The following is a 16626-nucleotide window of genomic DNA, read 5'->3' as shown; positions in this document are numbered from 1 at the left end:
CTTCCTAACGTGTGTTCGCATCGTTTTTCGCCTGCCCAGACATCGTAGAAGTGATATTGCTGCCTGGGAAACTGGCAGTTTTGCCTTGTCGAAACTCCTCTCCTGTTTCTTGAATGGCACGAAGGATTGCCGGCCAATCATCGGGCTCCGTGGCAAAGATCTTACTGATGGCACGTCGGCTCAGTTCTGGGACAAGGCTGTTCAGTGCCACAGGTGAATAACCCATCTCATCTGCAAGGCGAGCCCAATATAAGTTGCTGGACTCCCATGACTCTCCGAACAGGCGGCTGGAATAAGAGCCAAAGAAGGGAAAGGGTTTTACATTCAGCAGCTCGCAAGCGTTGGTTCGGGCCAGCGTCGGATGAGGCACGCCGAAGTCTCTCGATAGATGCTCCCAGCTTACTTCCACTGGATAGTGTCGTTGCAGCTCCTGAAGTTGTTGACTTGCGGGTCCCCAGGAACCGTTTTCTTCGGGAAACCTGGTGCCATACTCGGCAGCAAGGTAAGAGGTCTCGGCGGGCGTCATTCGCCGAAGCATCGCAGCCACATCCTCCGAACGAAACAGTGACAGTTGAACTCGTTCCAGTCGTTGCGACGTCAAACGATCAGAGAGGATGCCGACAACCCTCTCCCTGATCTGGGGATTTCCTGCAGACGCGGTCAATAACTCTTCTCCAGACTTCTGATAGAGGGTGACGGCATGAAGTTCAACCGGTGTCACTCTCCACCAGCGCGGCAGGGTTGCGCTAACCAAAAGTTCCGGCACTAAATCTTTCCAAATTAGTGCTTGTATGTTTTCTGGAGAGATGAAGTCCTGCTCCGTTGTTGCTAACGCGTAAGACAGATCAACTAAAGACCCAACCAGATACGCTCCGCCACCAGCAGGCGATCCTGCGCCCAACAGCATGGGAGCACTCCATAGTCGATCCGGGCTCTGTATCGAAACTCCGAGAAAGTCGTGCGAACGGACGAAGAGCGGATTATGGTGAAGCATTTGAGCGCCGGGGGGTTCATAGTACGCGTAGTTCAAACCAACCAGAGTGTCGCGCAAGAAGGGCGTGAGCTGGCCACGAGCTGTTTCAAGCTGAACGTGCGAACCGTGCTCTTTAATAACTTTGGTCAAATCCGTACGCACCTGTAGTTCCGCGTGATGGGCGGTATAGTTCGGAGGTGCCCAGCTGATCTTCTCACTGCTGGTGAAGATCGGGCGTGGCAGGTCAAATTCACGCAGTTCTGCCGCAAGTGGAAGCAGTGCGTCGCTCTTGCCTCTCCCCTGAGCGAGTTCCTTGAGACCGTCACTAAGAGCGAATAACGTGTCAAGGAGACCAGCCGCTGATCTTCCAGAACCGAATTGATTCTAGCGGCTAACGCGATATGCTCGCGTAGTCCGTCCGGGGTCACCTGATGAGGGCCAGCAAGCAACTCAACGAGATCTTCTTGAGAGGAGTCCGCCTTAGCGCCTGCCGCCAGCAGAAGTTCCTGGAGGGATTTCTGGGTACTGTCGAAGAGTTGTGTGGAGGAGGAGATCGTAGTGAATGGTTCGATCACTTTCTGCCAGGACGTGTTCAGTTCGCGCTCTGGAATTTGTCCTTGTCGGGCGAGGATCTGCCAGAGCCCGACAGTTGCCTGAAATGCTCCCAAGGCATTCCCACGCATTGTCTGGTTGGAGATTTTGTCGATTGCGTCCGTCGACCTCATGAAGCTGATAATGCCCGCTTCGTTCAAAGCTGGAAACTCAGCGAACATCAAGTACCAATTGTTCAGTTCTGCAAATCGATCAGCCAGTTGACGCACTCCTTCTGCGGATAAGTGATTCCCTGGCGGCCGTCCGCGGTCTAATTCACTCAATGTGAGATAAATCTGGAGCGGTCCGCTATTACTGTCTATCGAGGAAAGTGCGGTCATTGTTTCGAGCAACTGTTCTGGACGATTCCAGTTCCGGGCTCGTTTGACCCAGCTGCGAACAATTTTGGAGTCGGACTTTTGGAGAAGAATCTCTTTCCAAACTTCGAGATTTCCTGGCACGTAGGGATCGCCGTTAGACTCCCATTGAATGCGAGTAAACAGCACCAAAAGATCGGGTGCTCTCGGAAATACTCCTCGGACGGCATTGGTTCCGTTAGCCCCTTTCCGAAATACGTCGTAAAGTTCTTTTAGCCGCGGAGCTTCCGTAAGGTGTATTTGCTGCTTCCGACTGACACGTGACAAGGCATCATAGTAGGCAGCCAGCCAGCCGCTATCTTTGGCAAGCAAGTCGGTTATGAACTCCCCCGACGACGCTGGACTCGCGCCGACCAGCTCCTTCCAATCCGCGGAAGCACTCTCTCCCCGGGAACAATCACTCGTCCAGAGCGAACACATATCTGACTTCCATAAAAATCCAGGATGCTTCCAAACGGGAGCAGTTTCCTGAGACCAGGCGCATTCCGCAACGCGAGGGCCGTCTCGTCGTCTGTCTTAGCGAGGGCCCAGTAAAGGCGAGCTACAGAAGCGTCGCTGAGCAGCGCGTCTAGCAGACTGCCCGATCTTGACTTCGCACTTTGGCTTAGGCCAATCCAGTCGCTTTCGTGGAACAGCACCGGAACCCGAGATGCCGGATAGGGATAGGTAAAAGGTATCCCCTTCTGGAGAGATTCTTCGAGTTCAACCAGAGGAAAACCTGAATCGATGGTAAGAAAAGCTCTCTCCGGGTTTGCCGTCTCTAACGTGAAGTTTTTCTGACCACACCCTTCACGCAACCGATAACCAAGGATCTGGACCAGGGTGCCAGCGTCGTCACAACCGGCAACCCGGATCGTGCTGCTCGTTCCTGCCAGAACCTGCAGCTCTCTCGCCTGATTCACGTAACGATCAATCAAGATAAGAAATTCGGTCGGAGTGTTCTGCTGATAACCACGGAGATAGACGTTTCGGGCTAATAGGGCTAACACATCGTCTTCAGAGACCTTCTGGCTAATGCCCGCCATGCGGAGAAAAGATCGAAGAGGACCGGGGATTATGACATTATCCCTTTGAGAAGCCGACGCCTTTGTCGCGAGCGACTGAGTGTCCGACGGACCCGATAGGGCAGACGCCTGACTCGCGCTGCAGGGATGAGTCAGACAATAAACACTGAGACATAGCCATACCGCTGTGGGAATGGGCGATAGACGGAACGGGGACTTCATCGCTGGACACCTTCTAAGAACCGTGAAGAACTTATAGCGCCGATGAAACGGGTGTGACAACCAATCAAGGAACGAAGTCTAAATGAGTGGAAAACTAAGGACCGGCAGTCTACCGCGAACTCGGATTGATTTCACAGATACGCGATCTATCGGCTGTTCCCTTCGACGGGTGGGCGTGCCCTATCCGGTTTATGCCTCAACACCTCTGATCAAAAAGATTTACGGCATGCAGTGTTGGAGGGTACTGTACTACCTCTTTGCCGCCATTTGCCAGAGGAGAACAAACAAAATCCTAAAAAAGAATCCTTCAGAGGGAGACTCAGCTCCTGCATCGCCTGTCGCTGGCATCACGCTCTTCCAAGTTTCATATTTGGGTCTGCAGGATTGACCCGCAACGACATGTCCTGACACCAAGGGGAGCCTCGGGACGTCGACTTACGCGAATAAATCTCTTATTTTGTTATAGATATAAGATTCTGCCGTCGTTCCCAGGATTTAGGAAGCAATGGGGCTTTGCCTCAGTTATGAAAGACCGTTATCTAATACTGTGTCGATTCCTTTAATCGGCCTAATCGATTTAGCCGATTCAGCCGCACATTCAGAGTGTCTTGCTAGGATTACGCCGGAATGATGGGGAAAGACAATCTTGAGCCCGCAAAATTGGGGCTTCCGGTCTGATTGCCGACCCGAAGCTCCAATTCCGGTCTTGCGCAATCATGGCGCTGCTTTCATTACGCAGCCCACAACCGTGCACCGTCGCGACGAACGATTGCGGGCAGCGTTTCGACCGCGTTCAAGCCAATTTCTTGACGGCCTTGACAGGTCGACTAGTCGCTGACAGACGAGGTCAGAGACTTTTCAAGTTGGACTGTAATCTTCTGCTGGTTGTCTTGTGAGGAATCGCCCAAAGTCAGATCGTATGCTCCAGCGTCTGCCCGCCAGCTTGACGACTTGACATCGAAGTAACTAAAGCTGCGAGGGTCAAGGCTAAACGAGATGTGCCCTGTCTCGCCGGGTTGCAGAGCGATCCGTTCAAAACCTTTTAGTTCTTTTGCGGGGCGCTCTACCGTGGCTGAAGCCTGACCAACATACAGTTGGGCCACAGTAGCCCCTAAACGACTGCCTGTATTTGTGACATCGCACGTCACCGTGAGGTGACCGTCGGCCGAAGAAGTGCTTTTAAGCTTACTGAAAGAAAATGTCGTGTAGGAGAGACCGAATCCAAACGGGTACTGCGGCTCTACGTGATTATGCTCGTAGCCGCGATAACCTACGAAGATACCCTCTCGATAGACGATTTTGTTGGTGCCGGCATCCGGATAATAGTTGCGGTAACTGGGATTATCCGTGATCTTTTTCCCAGCTGATGGGCAGATGACCGGAAGGATTATCTTCTCCGAAAAGGAGGCGAGCCGCAGCGGTGCCACCCTCTTCCCCTGCATACCAAGTCTCGAAGATTCCCTGCACCTTATCTTTCCAGTTTGAAATATCGACACTGCCACCAGAGGTGATGAAGACGATCGTCTTCTTGCCGAGGGCGGCAATTTGCTGAATAAGCTCCTCCTGGCCGACGGGAAGCTCGAACGTGCGGTCTCCGCCTTCAGACTCTGATGATGCATTGAAACCCGCTGCGAGGATCACCGTGTCGGCGTGTGAAGCCATTTCGAGGGCATCTTTCTCTACGATCGTACTGAGAGGAGCAATGCCGACTCGCATGCCGGAGACAGAACCGAGTTGCTGGGAGAGTTGCTCCAAAACCACTTTATGCGGAGCCTGAGTGAGGTCCAGCGTTGTTTGGTTGAGGATGTATTTCGGGACCACGGAGCTATCGAAGACAACCGCGTCGTCCACTAGAAGCCGATATTTTCCATCGGTCTGGACGAAGATTGCGAACTTGCCGGCTTCGGCGGGGGTGTAATAACCGGTCCAACGGCTGCTGGTGGTCGTGCGCACGTAGGGAGATGCGCTCTTGTGGGAGGTAAGCGCATTCAGCTCTTGCTCTTCAGGTTCGCGGCGGGTGGATCCAGCAGTCAGCATTGCCGTCTCCGTGACGGTGCCAGTGACATCTCCTTCGAGGCTCGCCTTTGCGAAGGTGGTGTGCGTAACTCCCGGTATTGTGCCCTGCGAGTCGGTCGTAAAGCGTGTCAACCGTGACATCTGGTTGACGCTATGGATACCACGAGCGTAGAGAACTTTTGTCTGCGGGCCAACGAAATTACTTATGCCCACCAGGAGATTGGTGTTGGCGAAGCTGACTACCTCGCCGCTGCCACCACCGGTAGTGACGGTTTGGGTGGCCGTCGGTCCGATGACTGCGATCGTCTTGAGTACGGCTTTGTTAAGAGGAAGCGCGTTGTTGTCATTTTTGAGCAGGACTGCCCCTTCAAGCGCCGCCTGCAAAGAGGCCGCACGGCCATCGAGATTGTAACGGGGAATACTGGTGTCCATCTGTGGTCGGTCGAGCCAGCCGAAGTCGACTGCCACCCGGAGGATTCGGCGCACCTTCTCATCGATCTCAGCCTGAGTGATGGTGCCATCCTTCAGTAGCGGAAGTATCTTTTCTTTGGAGAGATAGACGCCAAAGGGCATCTCGAGATCAAGGCCGCCTTTGACAGCTGCAGCGGTGTCGTAGGTCGCGACCCAATCGGACATAATGACGCCTGGAAAGTGCCATTGATCCTTTGCGACGGTGATGTTAAGACGCCCGTTCTGCGTCATGTGCTCACCATTGGTGATGTTGTAGGAGTCCATGATTGCGCCTACTTTGGCAGTCTTCACGGCAGCCTCAAAGACGGGCATGTAGATCTCACGAAGTGTTCGTTCATCGATGATCGAGTCTGAATCGTGGCGAAGATACTCGGAGTTGTTACCCAGGTAGTGCTTGACCGTCGCCGACACACCTTCCTGCTGGACGCCTCGTATATAACCGACGGCGATCGCACTCGCCAGGAACGGATCCTCACCGAAGTATTCGAAGTTACGACCATTCATTGGCGCGCGATAGATGTTTACGCCTGGGCCGAGGAGAAAGGCCGCACCGCGAGAGCGTGAATCGCGGCCCAGTTGCTGGCCGACGCTGAGGGCGAGCGCCCTGTCCCACGAAGCCGCGAGACCAATGCCTGCGGCGTACGCAATAGTAGGTGCAGGGATGTGCGCACCCACAGGGCCGTCCGCCATTTGGAAGTAGGGGATACTCAATCGCGGAATGGAATGGGTCCGAAAAGGGGTGTCACCACCAATGAGATCGATTTTTTCATCGAGCGTCATCTTGGCAAGGAGATCGTCGACGCGCTTGTCGACAGCTTGCGGGTTGTTGCCAACGAACTGTGCAGAACTGGAAAGACTCGTCAGAAAGAGAGCGCCAACTGCGATGGCGTGGCATGTGAAAAGGGGCGGTTGCGCATGAACATTTCGAGGAGCTCCGGCCTAAGTGAATTGGTTCCAGCGGAAGTTTTTACGTTTCCAGCGGAAAGGGATTGACTGATTTATTCCCCCGGAGAAGTATATCTATAGATCCATCGCGATAGTTTCGCTGCTGTGGACCGCACAGCTCCAGTTCAGGATTGCCATCTTGCCTCGGTGTTCGGGCACTCTGTGAGAAACAGTTATGCCCTAAAAGATGACCTTGAGCGCGAGTTGGATCTGACGGCTGGTGGAGGCCGCGGTTACGACTCCGGCTGTAGGGCTTTGAACGGCGGCTGCGGCCTGATTGGCGACTGCGCCTTGAGTGGGCCCGCTTGTGTAAACAACTTCGTTGGGCGTCTGCAGGTTGGTGTGGTTGAGCACATTGAAGAATTCGGCGCGAAACTGGAGACGAGTTCTCTCCGTCAGGACGGTGGACTTTAGGAGAGAAAGATCCCAGTCGGCGTAGCCGGGACCGGTAAGAGTGTCGCGGCCAAGGTTCCCGATTGTGCCATATGCGGGTGCGGTAAAAGCGGTAGGGGAGAAGAATTGCGCCACGCGAGCAGAGGTGCTGCCACGAGCGTAAAGCCTCCCGTGGAAGCCGGGGTTGAGGTTGGGACGGACGGGGTTTCGGGTGTCACCTGAGCCGGTAGGGTTATAGCCCAGTTGAGGGCTGAAGGGAAATCCGGATTGGAGTGATGCGATGGTGCTGAGACTCCATCCAGATACCGCGTGGTTAACAAATGGCGACACGGTGGACAGGAGAAAGTGTCCACGGCCGACGGGCAGCTCGTAGGTGGCATTGAAGGCAGCGAGGTGGCGAATATCTGTCGCAGCGGGGCCGTAGTCAAGCGAAGGATTTGCCGGATAGGAGACAAATGCCGGAGTGTTGGCTGAAACACTCGTGTTCCAGGCAGAACCGTCGTCGAGATTCTTGGCGAAGGTGTAATTGGCTCGAAGTTGCAAGCCGTGTGCCAGATTGCGGCGAAGATCAACCTCGAGGGCGTTGTAGTTGCTGGAGCCGCCCGAGGTCCATGACGTGGTGTTGGCCACCAAAGGGTTCGCTTTGACTGTCGTAGGGTAGTAGATCGTTCCGGTCGAAGTGCCTGCAGGGCAGCTTGAGTTCGGAGAGCAGATGATGGAAGCGGGTTCGTTTTGATCCTCCGAAAGGATCTGGTGATAGCCGTGAGAACCTACGTATCCAACCGTGATTGAGGTTGCTTGATCGAGCTGCTGTTCGATGCTGAGTGCGTAGGAGACAACGCTCGGAGTCGAGATATCGGGTTGGACGTTAGAGGGAGAGATGAGCCCTGGAGCACCGCTGATCGGACTTGCGATAGGCACGTTCGAGTAAGAGAGAGTCGTGTTGTAGGGCGCGGCCTGGTCGAGGCGATAGTCGAGATTGTCGAGAAGTGAGTGGTGAAGGCCAACGCTGGAACGAAGCGAAGTTTTGCCATTGCCGAAGACATTCCATGCGACGCCGACGCGAGGTTCGGGAAGAATCTTCGCGCGGTTGTTCGACAGGGCCGAGGTTCCTGTGGTTGGAGTGGTATTGATGATGCCGTTGGTAAAGCCGTATTGCGAGGCACGACCGTGGGACTCGTTCCAGCCATTGGTGGATTCGAAGCGAATCCCGCCGCGAATCTCGAACACTGGCGTAAGTTGCCAGGTATCTTCGAGATAAACAGCGCTCATGAAGCTGCGCCAATTGAGCGGCGTGGGACTGGGCACCACGGTGAAGGTCTTGACAGTTCCCTGCAGGAAGGTAGCGAGTGAAGCGAAGGAGGCTTGGCCGTACTGGTTCTGGGCGAGATTATCGTTCGACTGAAGCGACTGAAGCCAAAGGCCGGCCTCAATCTGGTGCCGCGAGCGCGAATAGAAGACGTGGTCGTCGAAGGTGTAGAGATTGCGCGCTGTGGCATTGTTCGATCCAACGTTGGCACCGGCACCGGTGATCTGCGACGAGCCATTGGAGGCGGTCGAACCAGCGATCACGATAGCTCCGGTCGGCTTGCCCGCGAGGAAGCCGGGAGTGTCAGTCTGGATTGAAGAGGGAATATTGCCGAGGAAGAAAAAGCTGGCACGAGAGTAGCCAACACGAGCCGTATTTAGCAGGTGAGCGGAGAAGACGTGTTGCTCCTGGACGCTGACGACTTGTTCGCGAAGCGATTCGTTGATGAGCGATAAGGGGTTTTGCGTGGGCGTGTTGGCCGTGGAATCATCCACAGTGTAGACAGCAAAGAGGAGGTCGCGCGAGGTAAGGTTGGCATCGAAACGCGCGGTACCGAAGTCCTCGCGGATGTGTTGGGTGGGACTGGAGAAGGCTTCACCGATCCCGGTTGGGTTGCCCTTGGCGTCGAGTAGCTCTGGGCCGTTTTGTGCAGGCCAGAGGTTAAGCAAAGGCCGAACTCCGTTCGCGACGCCATAGTTCTTGCGAGGACCGCTCGGATTAGCCGGGTCCGGAAGCAGACCTTGTCGAGCCTGAGTGTCAGGGACAAGCGTGACGTCGGTGATCCCGAGATTCTGCCGGTAGCCTTCGTAGTTGCCAAAGAGAAAGAGCCGATTGGTGCGAATGGGGCCCCCGAGTGAGGCACCGTAGTTATTGCGCTGAAAGTTCGGGATGTGGGCCTGGTCGAAATAATTGCGTGCATCGAAGAACGAGTTACGAAGAAACTCGTACGCCGAACCGTGGACGTTATTAGTGCCCGAGGCCGTTACGATGGAGATCTGGGCTCCCTGACGCTTTCCATAACTTGCCGAGTACGTGTCACTGACGACATTGAACTCGCGTACCGCATCGACACCAAGAAGCTGACCGCTGGTGCCGCCCGGGGTGACGTTGATAAGCGACGCGCCGGTGTATTCGACGCCATTGAGCAGGTAGAGATTGTCCTGCGGGCGTCGACCAGAGATCGCAAACATACTACCCACGGAGGAGTTGGAGGTTCCAACCGATCCGCTACGCTGCGCTGTGTAGTTCACTGCCGCAGGATTGAGCGTGATGAGTTGATCGTAAGAGCGACCATTGAGCGGGAGGTCTTTGACTTGACGCTCGTTGACGAGGCCGGAGATCTGCTGGGTGGAAAGATTGACAGACGAGGGCACATCCGTAACGGTGACCTGCTCTGTGACGTTACCCGGATGCACCGTGAGATCGATGCGCGTGGCCTGACCTACAGTGAGAGAAATCCCGGCGCGTGTCTGCGGAGCGAAGCCCTCGCGCACAACTGAGATCGCGTACACACCAACGGGAATCGAGGGCGCAGCGTATGCTCCGGCTGCATCGGAGATGAGATGGCGCTCACCACCTGTCTCCTGATTGCGAATCGTGATCTGGGCATCGGGAATGACAGCGCCGGCGGGATCCGTGACAATACCGCTGATGGTCCCACCCACGATCTGGGCGCTGGAAATCGTTGCGAGTAGAAATGGGGCTATGAGAAAAATTGATCGATGGAACATCGAGGGTACCTCAAGTGCCTACAACAAGACCCGCATGTAGATGGGAAAAGATTGCTTTATAAATTCTCGAGGAGGGCGAGAGACTATCGGCAACAACAATTCGGCATTGTTTCCGAGAAGGAAATTGCGATGCGGATCTGTCGGAACTGCCTTGAGATTCTTGAATACATTGAATTACCGAAAGGCCATGACCCGCTTGGCAACAGGTTGCTGTAAGTTTTTTTGCTTGGGGAAACTAATTTCGTGTAGGCGAGAGGCGCAGACCTGCTTCACAACAACGACAGCCAGTAACGGCATAGTGGAAGGTCAGAGCCATAAACCGAATAGTAGCACAGAGACTTCTTTAGTCGGATCGCAGGCTCACTCTTCAGCGAGCAAAACTCTAACGGCCTTCCGTATTACGTCAGATAGCTGGAAAGCACCTTCGTTTATCAGCTTAGGACCGGCACCTTTGTCGGGGGGCTTTGAAGCGACCGGCCCAGATTTGCCTCAGTCTCTGCGCTTTGCTACTCTGGAGGGAGAAATGCGCATCTCATGCCAGCTCCGTTGTTGTTGTCCTTTCAACGTCGAGCAGGCGTGTCGACCCAAGCGCTAGTCTTTCACTCTAAAAACTGTTTTTTAGACACTTTTTCCCGAGCTTCTTGCTTTGGGGAAGTTGCACCCGAAACTCCCTCTGGAGTCAGTCATGGCATTGGCCGCACCGGTACTTACGCATCTGCAGCTTCTCGAAGCCGAGAGTATCCATATCCTTCGCGAGGTTGCGTCCGAGTTTGAACGCCCCGTGATGCTTTACTCCATTGGAAAAGACTCCTCTGTGATGCTGCGTCTCGCACAAAAAGCTTTCTTTCCGGCTCCGATCCCGTTTCCGCTCCTCCATGTCGATACAGGTTTCAAATTCCGCGAGATGATCGAGTTTCGCGATCGCATAGCAGCCGAAGTTGGCGCTGAGCTTCTGGTCTGGCGTAACGAGCCTGCCATTGCTTCAGGCGCGAATCCGATCGCGCTCGATACCAAAAGGTGCTGTGGCCTGCTTAAAACACAGGCGCTGCTCGATGGCCTTAATCATTACGGCTTTGACGCTGCGTTTGGTGGTGCTCGTCGCGATGAAGAGAAGTCTCGCGCCAAGGAACGCATCTACTCTTTTCGCGACAAGGCTGGCCAATGGGATCCGAAAGCCCAGCGTCCTGAGCTCTGGAACCTCTACAATTCGCGGATACATCCGGGTGAGTCCATCCGCGTCTTTCCACTCTCGAACTGGACCGAGATGGACGTCTGGCAGTACATCCTGCAGGAAGACATTCCCATAGTAGATCTTTACTTTGCCAAAGAACGGCTGATGTATGTTCGCGAAGGTGCGCTTCTTCCGGTCGAACAGAGCTTTATTGCCCGGCCCGGAGAGCGGCCGCAGATGGTGCTCTCAAGGCTTCGTTCGCTTGGCTGCAGTCCGTGCACCGGAGCGATTCGCTCGGCTGCCGATACGCTACCCAAGATTATCGAAGAACTGCTTTCCTTCCGTTCTTCCGAGCGTGCGAATCGTGTTATCGATCACGATCAGGAAGGGTCGATGGAACGTAAGAAGCGTGAGGGTTACTTTTAAATGCCTATCAGTGAATCCGTTCTGAAGATGGATGTCGAAGGGCGGTTCGAGGAAGACTCGAGGTTCTCTCTCTCCAGTTTTCTTGCAAACGAGCATGCGCGTGATCTGCTTCGCTTCGCCACCGCCGGTTCGGTCGACGATGGGAAGTCAACGCTCATCGGCCGTTTGCTCTACGATACGCAGAGTGTCTACGAAGATCAGGTCCGTTCGATCACGGGCAAGGGCTCCACGGGAGCGGGAAGCGTCGATCTCGCTCTTTTGACAGACGGGCTCCGTGCAGAGCGCGAGCAGGGCATAACCATCGATGTAGCCTATCGTTATTTTGCCACCGCCAACCGCAAATTCATCATCGCCGACACACCAGGCCACGAGCAGTACACCCGCAATATGGCTACCGGCGCCTCAACTGCTTCGCTTGCCATCGTTCTTGTCGATGCGCGAAAGGGCGTGCTAACGCAGTCTCGTCGTCACGCCTGCATAACCGCGCTGCTTGGCGTTCGCCACATCCTCGTTGCCGTCAATAAGATGGATCTTGTCAACTACGACAAACAAGTGTTCGACGCAATCCGGGCTAACTTCACCGCGTTTTGCGACGAATTGGGGGATTTGCGTCCGCCGCATCTCTACTTCGTTCCAGTCAGCGCGCTGACCGGCGACAATGTCGTCCGGGCAACCGCTGCGATGCCGTGGTACCAAGGACCCTCGTTGCTCGAAGTGCTTGAATCGGTCCCCGCAGCGGAGGCCGGAGTCGCTCACCCTTTTCGTTTCCCGGTTCAGCGTGTTCTTCGCCCCAGCCGGGATTTTCGTGGATTTTCCGGACAGATCGCAGCGGGAACAATCCGCCCCGGGGATCCCATCATGGTGCTCCCATCGCGCCAAATCAGCCGCGTGCGGAACATCGTTACCTTCGGTGGTAATCTTGCGCAGGCCCAAGCGCCCCAATCTATAACTCTTACTCTTACAGATGAATTGGACGTTAGTAGAGGCGATTTAATCGTCACTCCCGAATTTCCGGCTATCACGACGAAGAGCTTTACCTCTTCCCTGGTGTGGATGGATGAGAAGCCTCTCGAGCTTGCGCGCCGTTATTTACTGAAGCACACAAGCAAGACCATCCAGGTTCAGATCACTGATATTCAATATCGCCTTAACGTAGAAACTCTGGAACAAGACGCCGCCGAAACACTGAAGTTCAATGATATCGGCCTAGTAGATATTGAATCCCTTCTCCCGCTCTGTGTTGACAGCTATTCCACAAACCACATCACAGGAAGCTTCGTTCTGATCGATCCCGTAACGAATCTTACAGTCGCCGCAGGAATGATCCGATCTGTCGGCGCTGAAACGATTGCCAAAACAATAAACATAGTGACAGAGGCTGACCGACGCGAGCGTTGGGGCCACTCTGGGGCGCACATTCATCTCCGCAGCCCTGTTGACTTTGCCGATGCGGTGGAACGAACCCTTTTTCTTCGCGGTGCTTTCATCGTTCGCCCCGAGTTCCCCTCTAACGAATCCATCGCAGTGCTTATCACTGGAGGAGCTCTGGTCTTAACTCACGCTGCGTCCGAGGACAGGACAGTTCGTTTCGGCGAAAAGCAGGCTGTCGTATCTGACGTTGACGACTTCCTTCGTTTCCTTGAAGCCCGCGCCATCATAACGGGAGAAAAATAGACAATGACGAACTTTCCAAATTTGGCGCTCGCTCCCGATGTGTCTCGCAAAACAGCAGAACTGCCTCCAGTTCTATCCCCCATACTTGGGGCCAAACTAGCGAACGTCCGCGCACTTCTCGGCCGGGAGTTACCAGGAACACCTGCCGAGAATGCTGCCTGCCTCACTTGTAGCTTTCAGGCCGAAGATGTACTCCTCCTCCATCTCGTTCGCGAACTGTGGCCTGATATTCCAGTCCTCTTTCTGGATACGGGTTATCACTTCCCGGAAACCTACGCGTACCGCGACCGGATTGCAGTCGAATGGAAGCTGAACCTTACTAATCTTCTTCCAACCCACACAGTGACAGAGCAGGAGCTTGAACATGGGCTGCTCTACCAGACCGCACCAGACCGCTGTTGCGCCTTTCGCAAAGTCGAGCCTCTTTTCACTGCGGTCGCCAACTACAAGATCTGGCTTACCGGTCTCCGCCGCGAACAGGCACGTAGCCGCACTGCGCTTGAAGAGATCGCGGATTTCGCGCTGCCCAGCGGCATCACAGTTCGCAAACTCAGCCCCTTCGCGGACTGGACAACGCGGGACATCTGGCAGGCATGCGCTTCCTACGCCATTCCGCTCCTGCCGCTCTACGAACTCGGTTACACCAGCGTCGGCTGCGAGCCCTGCACCTCGATCCCCACAGATCCCAACGACCCACGCTCTGGTCGCTGGGCTGGTCGCAAGGTCGAGTGCGGCATTCACATTCAGGCCGCTCCGAACCGGTGATCCGCGTCGATACGGTCGCCGAAAGGAAGACTCATGGAATACGCCATTGGATTTATTATCGCCGTCTTCATTGCTCTGACCGGCGTCGGCGCCGGCACGATCACAACACCGCTGCTCATCTTGTTTCTCGGAGTTCCTGCACCTATCGCTGTAACCACAGGGCTCATGTTCTCTGCCGCCGTCAAACTTGTCTTGGTCCCATCGCAGATCGCTCGCAAACAGGTCTCATGGCGTGTCCTTAGTCTTATGTTGATCGGCGGTCTGCCAGGGGTTCTTATCGGCTCGCTCGTCCTCCGCCACCTTGATGTCCATGGCCCGCAACTTCTGCTGAACGGCCTTCTCGGCGGGGTATTGGTTCTAACAGCACTTTGGCAGATATTTTTTCGTTTCGACCGACGCGAACCGAGGCGCCACCGAGGGATCGCAGCCGCCTGCTACCTTTTCTGATGCTACCCCTTGGAGTTGAGGTAGGATTTTCTTCTGCAGGCGCTGGAGCGTTGGGTACTGCCGCGCTGCTTAGCTTGACTTCTCTCTCACCGGCGCAAGTAGTTGGAACTGATATCGTCTTTGGCTTCCTCCTCTCGCTCGTCGGAAGTGGTGCTCATGGCTTCTTTGATGGGACGAATTCGAGTCTTCTTCGGCACTTGATTCTCGGAGGACTCGCGGGCGTTGCTTTGGGAACAGTTACCGTGCGCTGGATACCCAAGAGGCCCCTGCGATTCGCTCTCTGGGTCTGGCTTCTGATCGTCGGATCGCAGTTCATCTATACGAATGCTTTCGCCGCATCGCACCGCTAGGGCCTGCGCTGAGCGATTCTCCTTTTGTTAGTCGGTAGCTCATTTGTGTCGACCGGTCCGTGCAATAGGTTTCAGCTGGCTACGCATTGGGCATTGTGAAGACGGACAGACTTCGGATGCTACCATCCGACTATGCCAATGGATGATAAGGCGCTGGTGCAGGCTCGTGGCCTGAAGAAGGAGTACGGAAGGGGAAGCCGAGTAGTGGACGATGTCTCGTTCGTGATCCGTCCGGGAGAGACGTTGGGATTGGTCGGTGAGTCCGGGTCGGGGAAAAGCACCATCGCACGCCTGTTGTTGCGCCTGGAAGAACCTTCCGCGGGCAGCGTGAGATACAGAGGGCGGGATCTACTATCCCTGACTTCACACGAGATGCAGGAAATGCGACGACACATGCAGATTGTGTTTCAGGATCCATACGCGGCGTTGAATCCTAGGATGCGGGTGAAGCAGATTTTGACCGAGCCATTTGAGATCCATCGGGCGAAACCGTTAGGAGGGCTAGCGTCACGGCTAAAAGAGATGTTGCGGACGGTCGGTCTGGACGAGTCGGCGCTAGAACGATTTCCTCATGAGTTCAGCGGTGGGCAACGACAGAGAATTAATATCGCGCGCGCGTTGGCTCTTAGACCCGAATTCGTGGTGTTGGACGAGCCGGTGAGTGCATTAGATGTTAGCGTAGGCGCGCAAGTTGTGAATTTGCTAAGGGACTTACAGAGAGAATATGGACTGACGTACCTGTTTATCTCGCATTCTATGCCTCTGGTGCGGTACTGGTGCGACAGGGTGGCGGTAATGCAAAGCGGGCGACTAGTGGAGTTGGGGGAGAGCGCGCAAATTTGCGATACGCCGCAAGACGAATACACGCGCCGGTTGATTGCAGCGACTCCAGTGATGCCTGCAAGGATGTGAAGGCTTAGAGTTGCGAGCCTTAGAATCGGCTGGCAAGCAGAACTCGATACAATAGAAGTTGGATGATATCGAGTCTTAGTTCGCATTTGCATTACCCTTGGCTGGTCACAGCGTCTCTTATTGCTGGCGTCATGAATGCGATGGCTGGTGGCGGATCCTTCATATCCTTTCCGGCTATGCTGTCGATCGGGGTTGCTCCCATCCAGGCGAATGCGACAAATACGGTCGCGCTATGGCCGGGACAGCTGACTTCGGTTGCTGCCTTACGCGGAGACTTGACACGGGATCTATTGCCGGTTGTCTGTGCGGCTTCCATTCTGGGCGGAGTAAGTGGGGCTATCGTACTGCTGAATACCCGGCAGATTACGTTTCTGCATTTGGTGCCTTGGCTGTTGCTGATCGCTTCTCTGTTGTTTGGAATCAGTGGTCCGGTATCGCAGTGGCTAAGGAAACGATCGACTGAGCCTCATGTCATGAAATCCCCTGCCGTGACGCCGCTTTTTTTGTGTTGCTGCCGGTATGCTTCTACATCGGCTACTTTGGTGCCGGTGCGGGCTTTTTGATTATGAGCGCCTTGGCGTTATTTGGAATAGAGGAGATGAACGCGCTGAACTCGTTGAAGGTTCTTGCGGCCTGTTTGTCTAACTTGTGCGCCGTAATCACGTTTGTATTAAGTGGCGCAGTCATTTGGCGTTACTGCCTGATCTCGATGATATTTGCTGGTGTTGGCGGATATGTCGGGGCACAGTATGCTCGCCGAATGAATGCGAATGTGCTACGAACGATCGTTGTGATTACAGGATGCGTGATGGCGGCTTATTTCTTCTGGCGAAATGGCTAAGGAGCGGAG

Annotated in this window: 14 protein-coding genes; 9 read left to right on the top strand and 5 right to left on the bottom strand. The window is 54.8% G+C overall.

All coding sequences use genetic code 11. The features are described 5' to 3' along the window. Positions 1-4: 4 nt before the first annotated feature. A complete protein-coding gene (locus tag RBB80_RS09290) occupies positions 5-1123 on the bottom strand; it encodes a hypothetical protein (RefSeq protein WP_433967931.1) in 1119 nt (372 codons plus the stop codon). Positions 1124-1404: 281 nt separating this feature from the next. Here RBB80_RS09290 and RBB80_RS09285 point away from each other — a divergent pair, with 281 nt between their 5' ends. After that, complete coding sequence (locus tag RBB80_RS09285; RefSeq protein ID WP_433967930.1) at positions 1405-1809, top strand: hypothetical protein; 405 nt, start codon at positions 1405-1407, stop codon at positions 1807-1809. 449 nt (positions 1810-2258) lie between these two features. Here the strand turns inward: RBB80_RS09285 and RBB80_RS09280 are convergent, their stop codons facing one another. The 4 genes from RBB80_RS09280 to RBB80_RS09265 form a co-directional block, all read right to left on the bottom strand. Beyond that, the gene (locus RBB80_RS09280; RefSeq protein ID WP_433967929.1) at positions 2259-2966 is read right to left on the bottom strand and encodes a hypothetical protein; all 708 of its coding nucleotides are present in this window, start codon (positions 2964-2966) and stop codon (positions 2259-2261) included. A 1028-nt stretch (positions 2967-3994) separates the two neighbouring features. Then, positions 3995-4594 (bottom strand): fibronectin type III-like domain-contianing protein, encoded by a 600-nt coding sequence (locus RBB80_RS09275; RefSeq protein WP_433967928.1) that lies wholly within the window; start codon positions 4592-4594, stop codon positions 3995-3997. Next, entirely contained in the window at positions 4509-6434 is a 1926-nt protein-coding gene (locus RBB80_RS09270) for a glycoside hydrolase family 3 C-terminal domain-containing protein (protein ID WP_433967927.1), read from the bottom strand. Before RBB80_RS09270 ends, RBB80_RS09275 begins: the two co-directional genes overlap by 86 nt. A 345-nt stretch (positions 6435-6779) precedes the next feature. Further along, positions 6780-10031, bottom strand: coding sequence for a carboxypeptidase regulatory-like domain-containing protein (locus RBB80_RS09265; protein ID WP_433967926.1), 3252 nt, complete (start codon positions 10029-10031; stop codon positions 6780-6782). A 685-nt stretch (positions 10032-10716) separates the two neighbouring features. On the opposite strand from RBB80_RS09265, the gene cysD reads away from it, so the two are divergent. The 8 genes from cysD (at position 10717) to RBB80_RS09225 (ending at position 16617) form a co-directional block, all read left to right on the top strand. Continuing rightward, positions 10717-11628, top strand: coding sequence for a sulfate adenylyltransferase subunit CysD (gene cysD, locus RBB80_RS09260; protein ID WP_433967925.1), 912 nt, complete (start codon positions 10717-10719; stop codon positions 11626-11628). After that, a complete protein-coding gene (cysN, locus tag RBB80_RS09255) occupies positions 11629-13302 on the top strand; it encodes a sulfate adenylyltransferase subunit CysN (protein WP_433967924.1) in 1674 nt (557 codons plus the stop codon). 3 nt (positions 13303-13305) lie between these two features. Beyond that, entirely contained in the window at positions 13306-14067 is a 762-nt protein-coding gene (locus RBB80_RS09250; RefSeq protein WP_433967923.1) for a phosphoadenylyl-sulfate reductase, read from the top strand. Between the two features lie 33 nt (positions 14068-14100). Next, positions 14101-14514 carry a TSUP family transporter gene (locus tag RBB80_RS09245; protein WP_433967922.1) on the top strand — a complete coding sequence of 138 codons (414 nt, stop codon included), beginning with the start codon at positions 14101-14103 and terminating at the stop codon, positions 14512-14514. Continuing rightward, the gene (locus RBB80_RS09240) at positions 14514-14864 is read left to right on the top strand and encodes a TSUP family transporter (RefSeq protein WP_433967921.1); all 351 of its coding nucleotides are present in this window, start codon (positions 14514-14516) and stop codon (positions 14862-14864) included. The genes RBB80_RS09245 and RBB80_RS09240 overlap by 1 nt, the downstream gene beginning before the upstream one ends. Positions 14865-14996: 132 nt before the next feature. Then, positions 14997-15776 (top strand): ATP-binding cassette domain-containing protein, encoded by a 780-nt coding sequence (locus RBB80_RS09235; protein ID WP_433967920.1) that lies wholly within the window; start codon positions 14997-14999, stop codon positions 15774-15776. Between the two features lie 62 nt (positions 15777-15838). After that, positions 15839-16339, top strand: coding sequence for a sulfite exporter TauE/SafE family protein (locus RBB80_RS09230; protein WP_433967919.1), 501 nt, complete (start codon positions 15839-15841; stop codon positions 16337-16339). Beyond that, positions 16282-16617, top strand: coding sequence for a sulfite exporter TauE/SafE family protein (locus RBB80_RS09225; RefSeq protein ID WP_433967918.1), 336 nt, complete (start codon positions 16282-16284; stop codon positions 16615-16617). The genes RBB80_RS09230 and RBB80_RS09225 overlap by 58 nt, the downstream gene beginning before the upstream one ends. Positions 16618-16626 lie beyond the last annotated feature (9 nt).

It is taken from the genome of Tunturiibacter gelidiferens (genome assembly GCF_051013345.1).
Taxonomy (GTDB): domain Bacteria; phylum Acidobacteriota; class Terriglobia; order Terriglobales; family Acidobacteriaceae; genus Edaphobacter; species Edaphobacter gelidiferens_A.
The sequence above is the reverse complement of the archived record's forward strand: the minus strand, read 5'-3'. Positions and strand labels throughout refer to the sequence as shown.

Excerpts from the sequence above, each read along its gene's own strand:
- RBB80_RS09285 (WP_433967930.1), top strand. The coding sequence starts at position 1,405 with ATGAGGGCCAGCAAGCAACTCAACGAGATCTTCTTGAGAGGAGTCCGC.
- RBB80_RS09280 (WP_433967929.1), bottom strand. The coding sequence starts at position 2,966 with ATGGCGGGCATTAGCCAGAAGGTCTCTGAAGACGATGTGTTAGCCCTA.
- RBB80_RS09270 (WP_433967927.1), bottom strand. The coding sequence starts at position 6,434 with ATGACGCTCGATGAAAAAATCGATCTCATTGGTGGTGACACCCCTTTT.
- RBB80_RS09265 (WP_433967926.1), bottom strand. The coding sequence starts at position 10,031 with ATGTTCCATCGATCAATTTTTCTCATAGCCCCATTTCTACTCGCAACG.
- cysD (WP_433967925.1), top strand. The coding sequence starts at position 10,717 with ATGGCATTGGCCGCACCGGTACTTACGCATCTGCAGCTTCTCGAAGCC.
- cysN (WP_433967924.1), top strand. The coding sequence starts at position 11,629 with ATGCCTATCAGTGAATCCGTTCTGAAGATGGATGTCGAAGGGCGGTTC.
- RBB80_RS09250 (WP_433967923.1), top strand. The coding sequence starts at position 13,306 with ATGACGAACTTTCCAAATTTGGCGCTCGCTCCCGATGTGTCTCGCAAA.
- RBB80_RS09245 (WP_433967922.1), top strand. The coding sequence starts at position 14,101 with ATGGAATACGCCATTGGATTTATTATCGCCGTCTTCATTGCTCTGACC.
- RBB80_RS09240 (WP_433967921.1), top strand. The coding sequence starts at position 14,514 with ATGCTACCCCTTGGAGTTGAGGTAGGATTTTCTTCTGCAGGCGCTGGA.
- RBB80_RS09235 (WP_433967920.1), top strand. The coding sequence starts at position 14,997 with ATGCCAATGGATGATAAGGCGCTGGTGCAGGCTCGTGGCCTGAAGAAG.
- RBB80_RS09230 (WP_433967919.1), top strand. The coding sequence starts at position 15,839 with ATGATATCGAGTCTTAGTTCGCATTTGCATTACCCTTGGCTGGTCACA.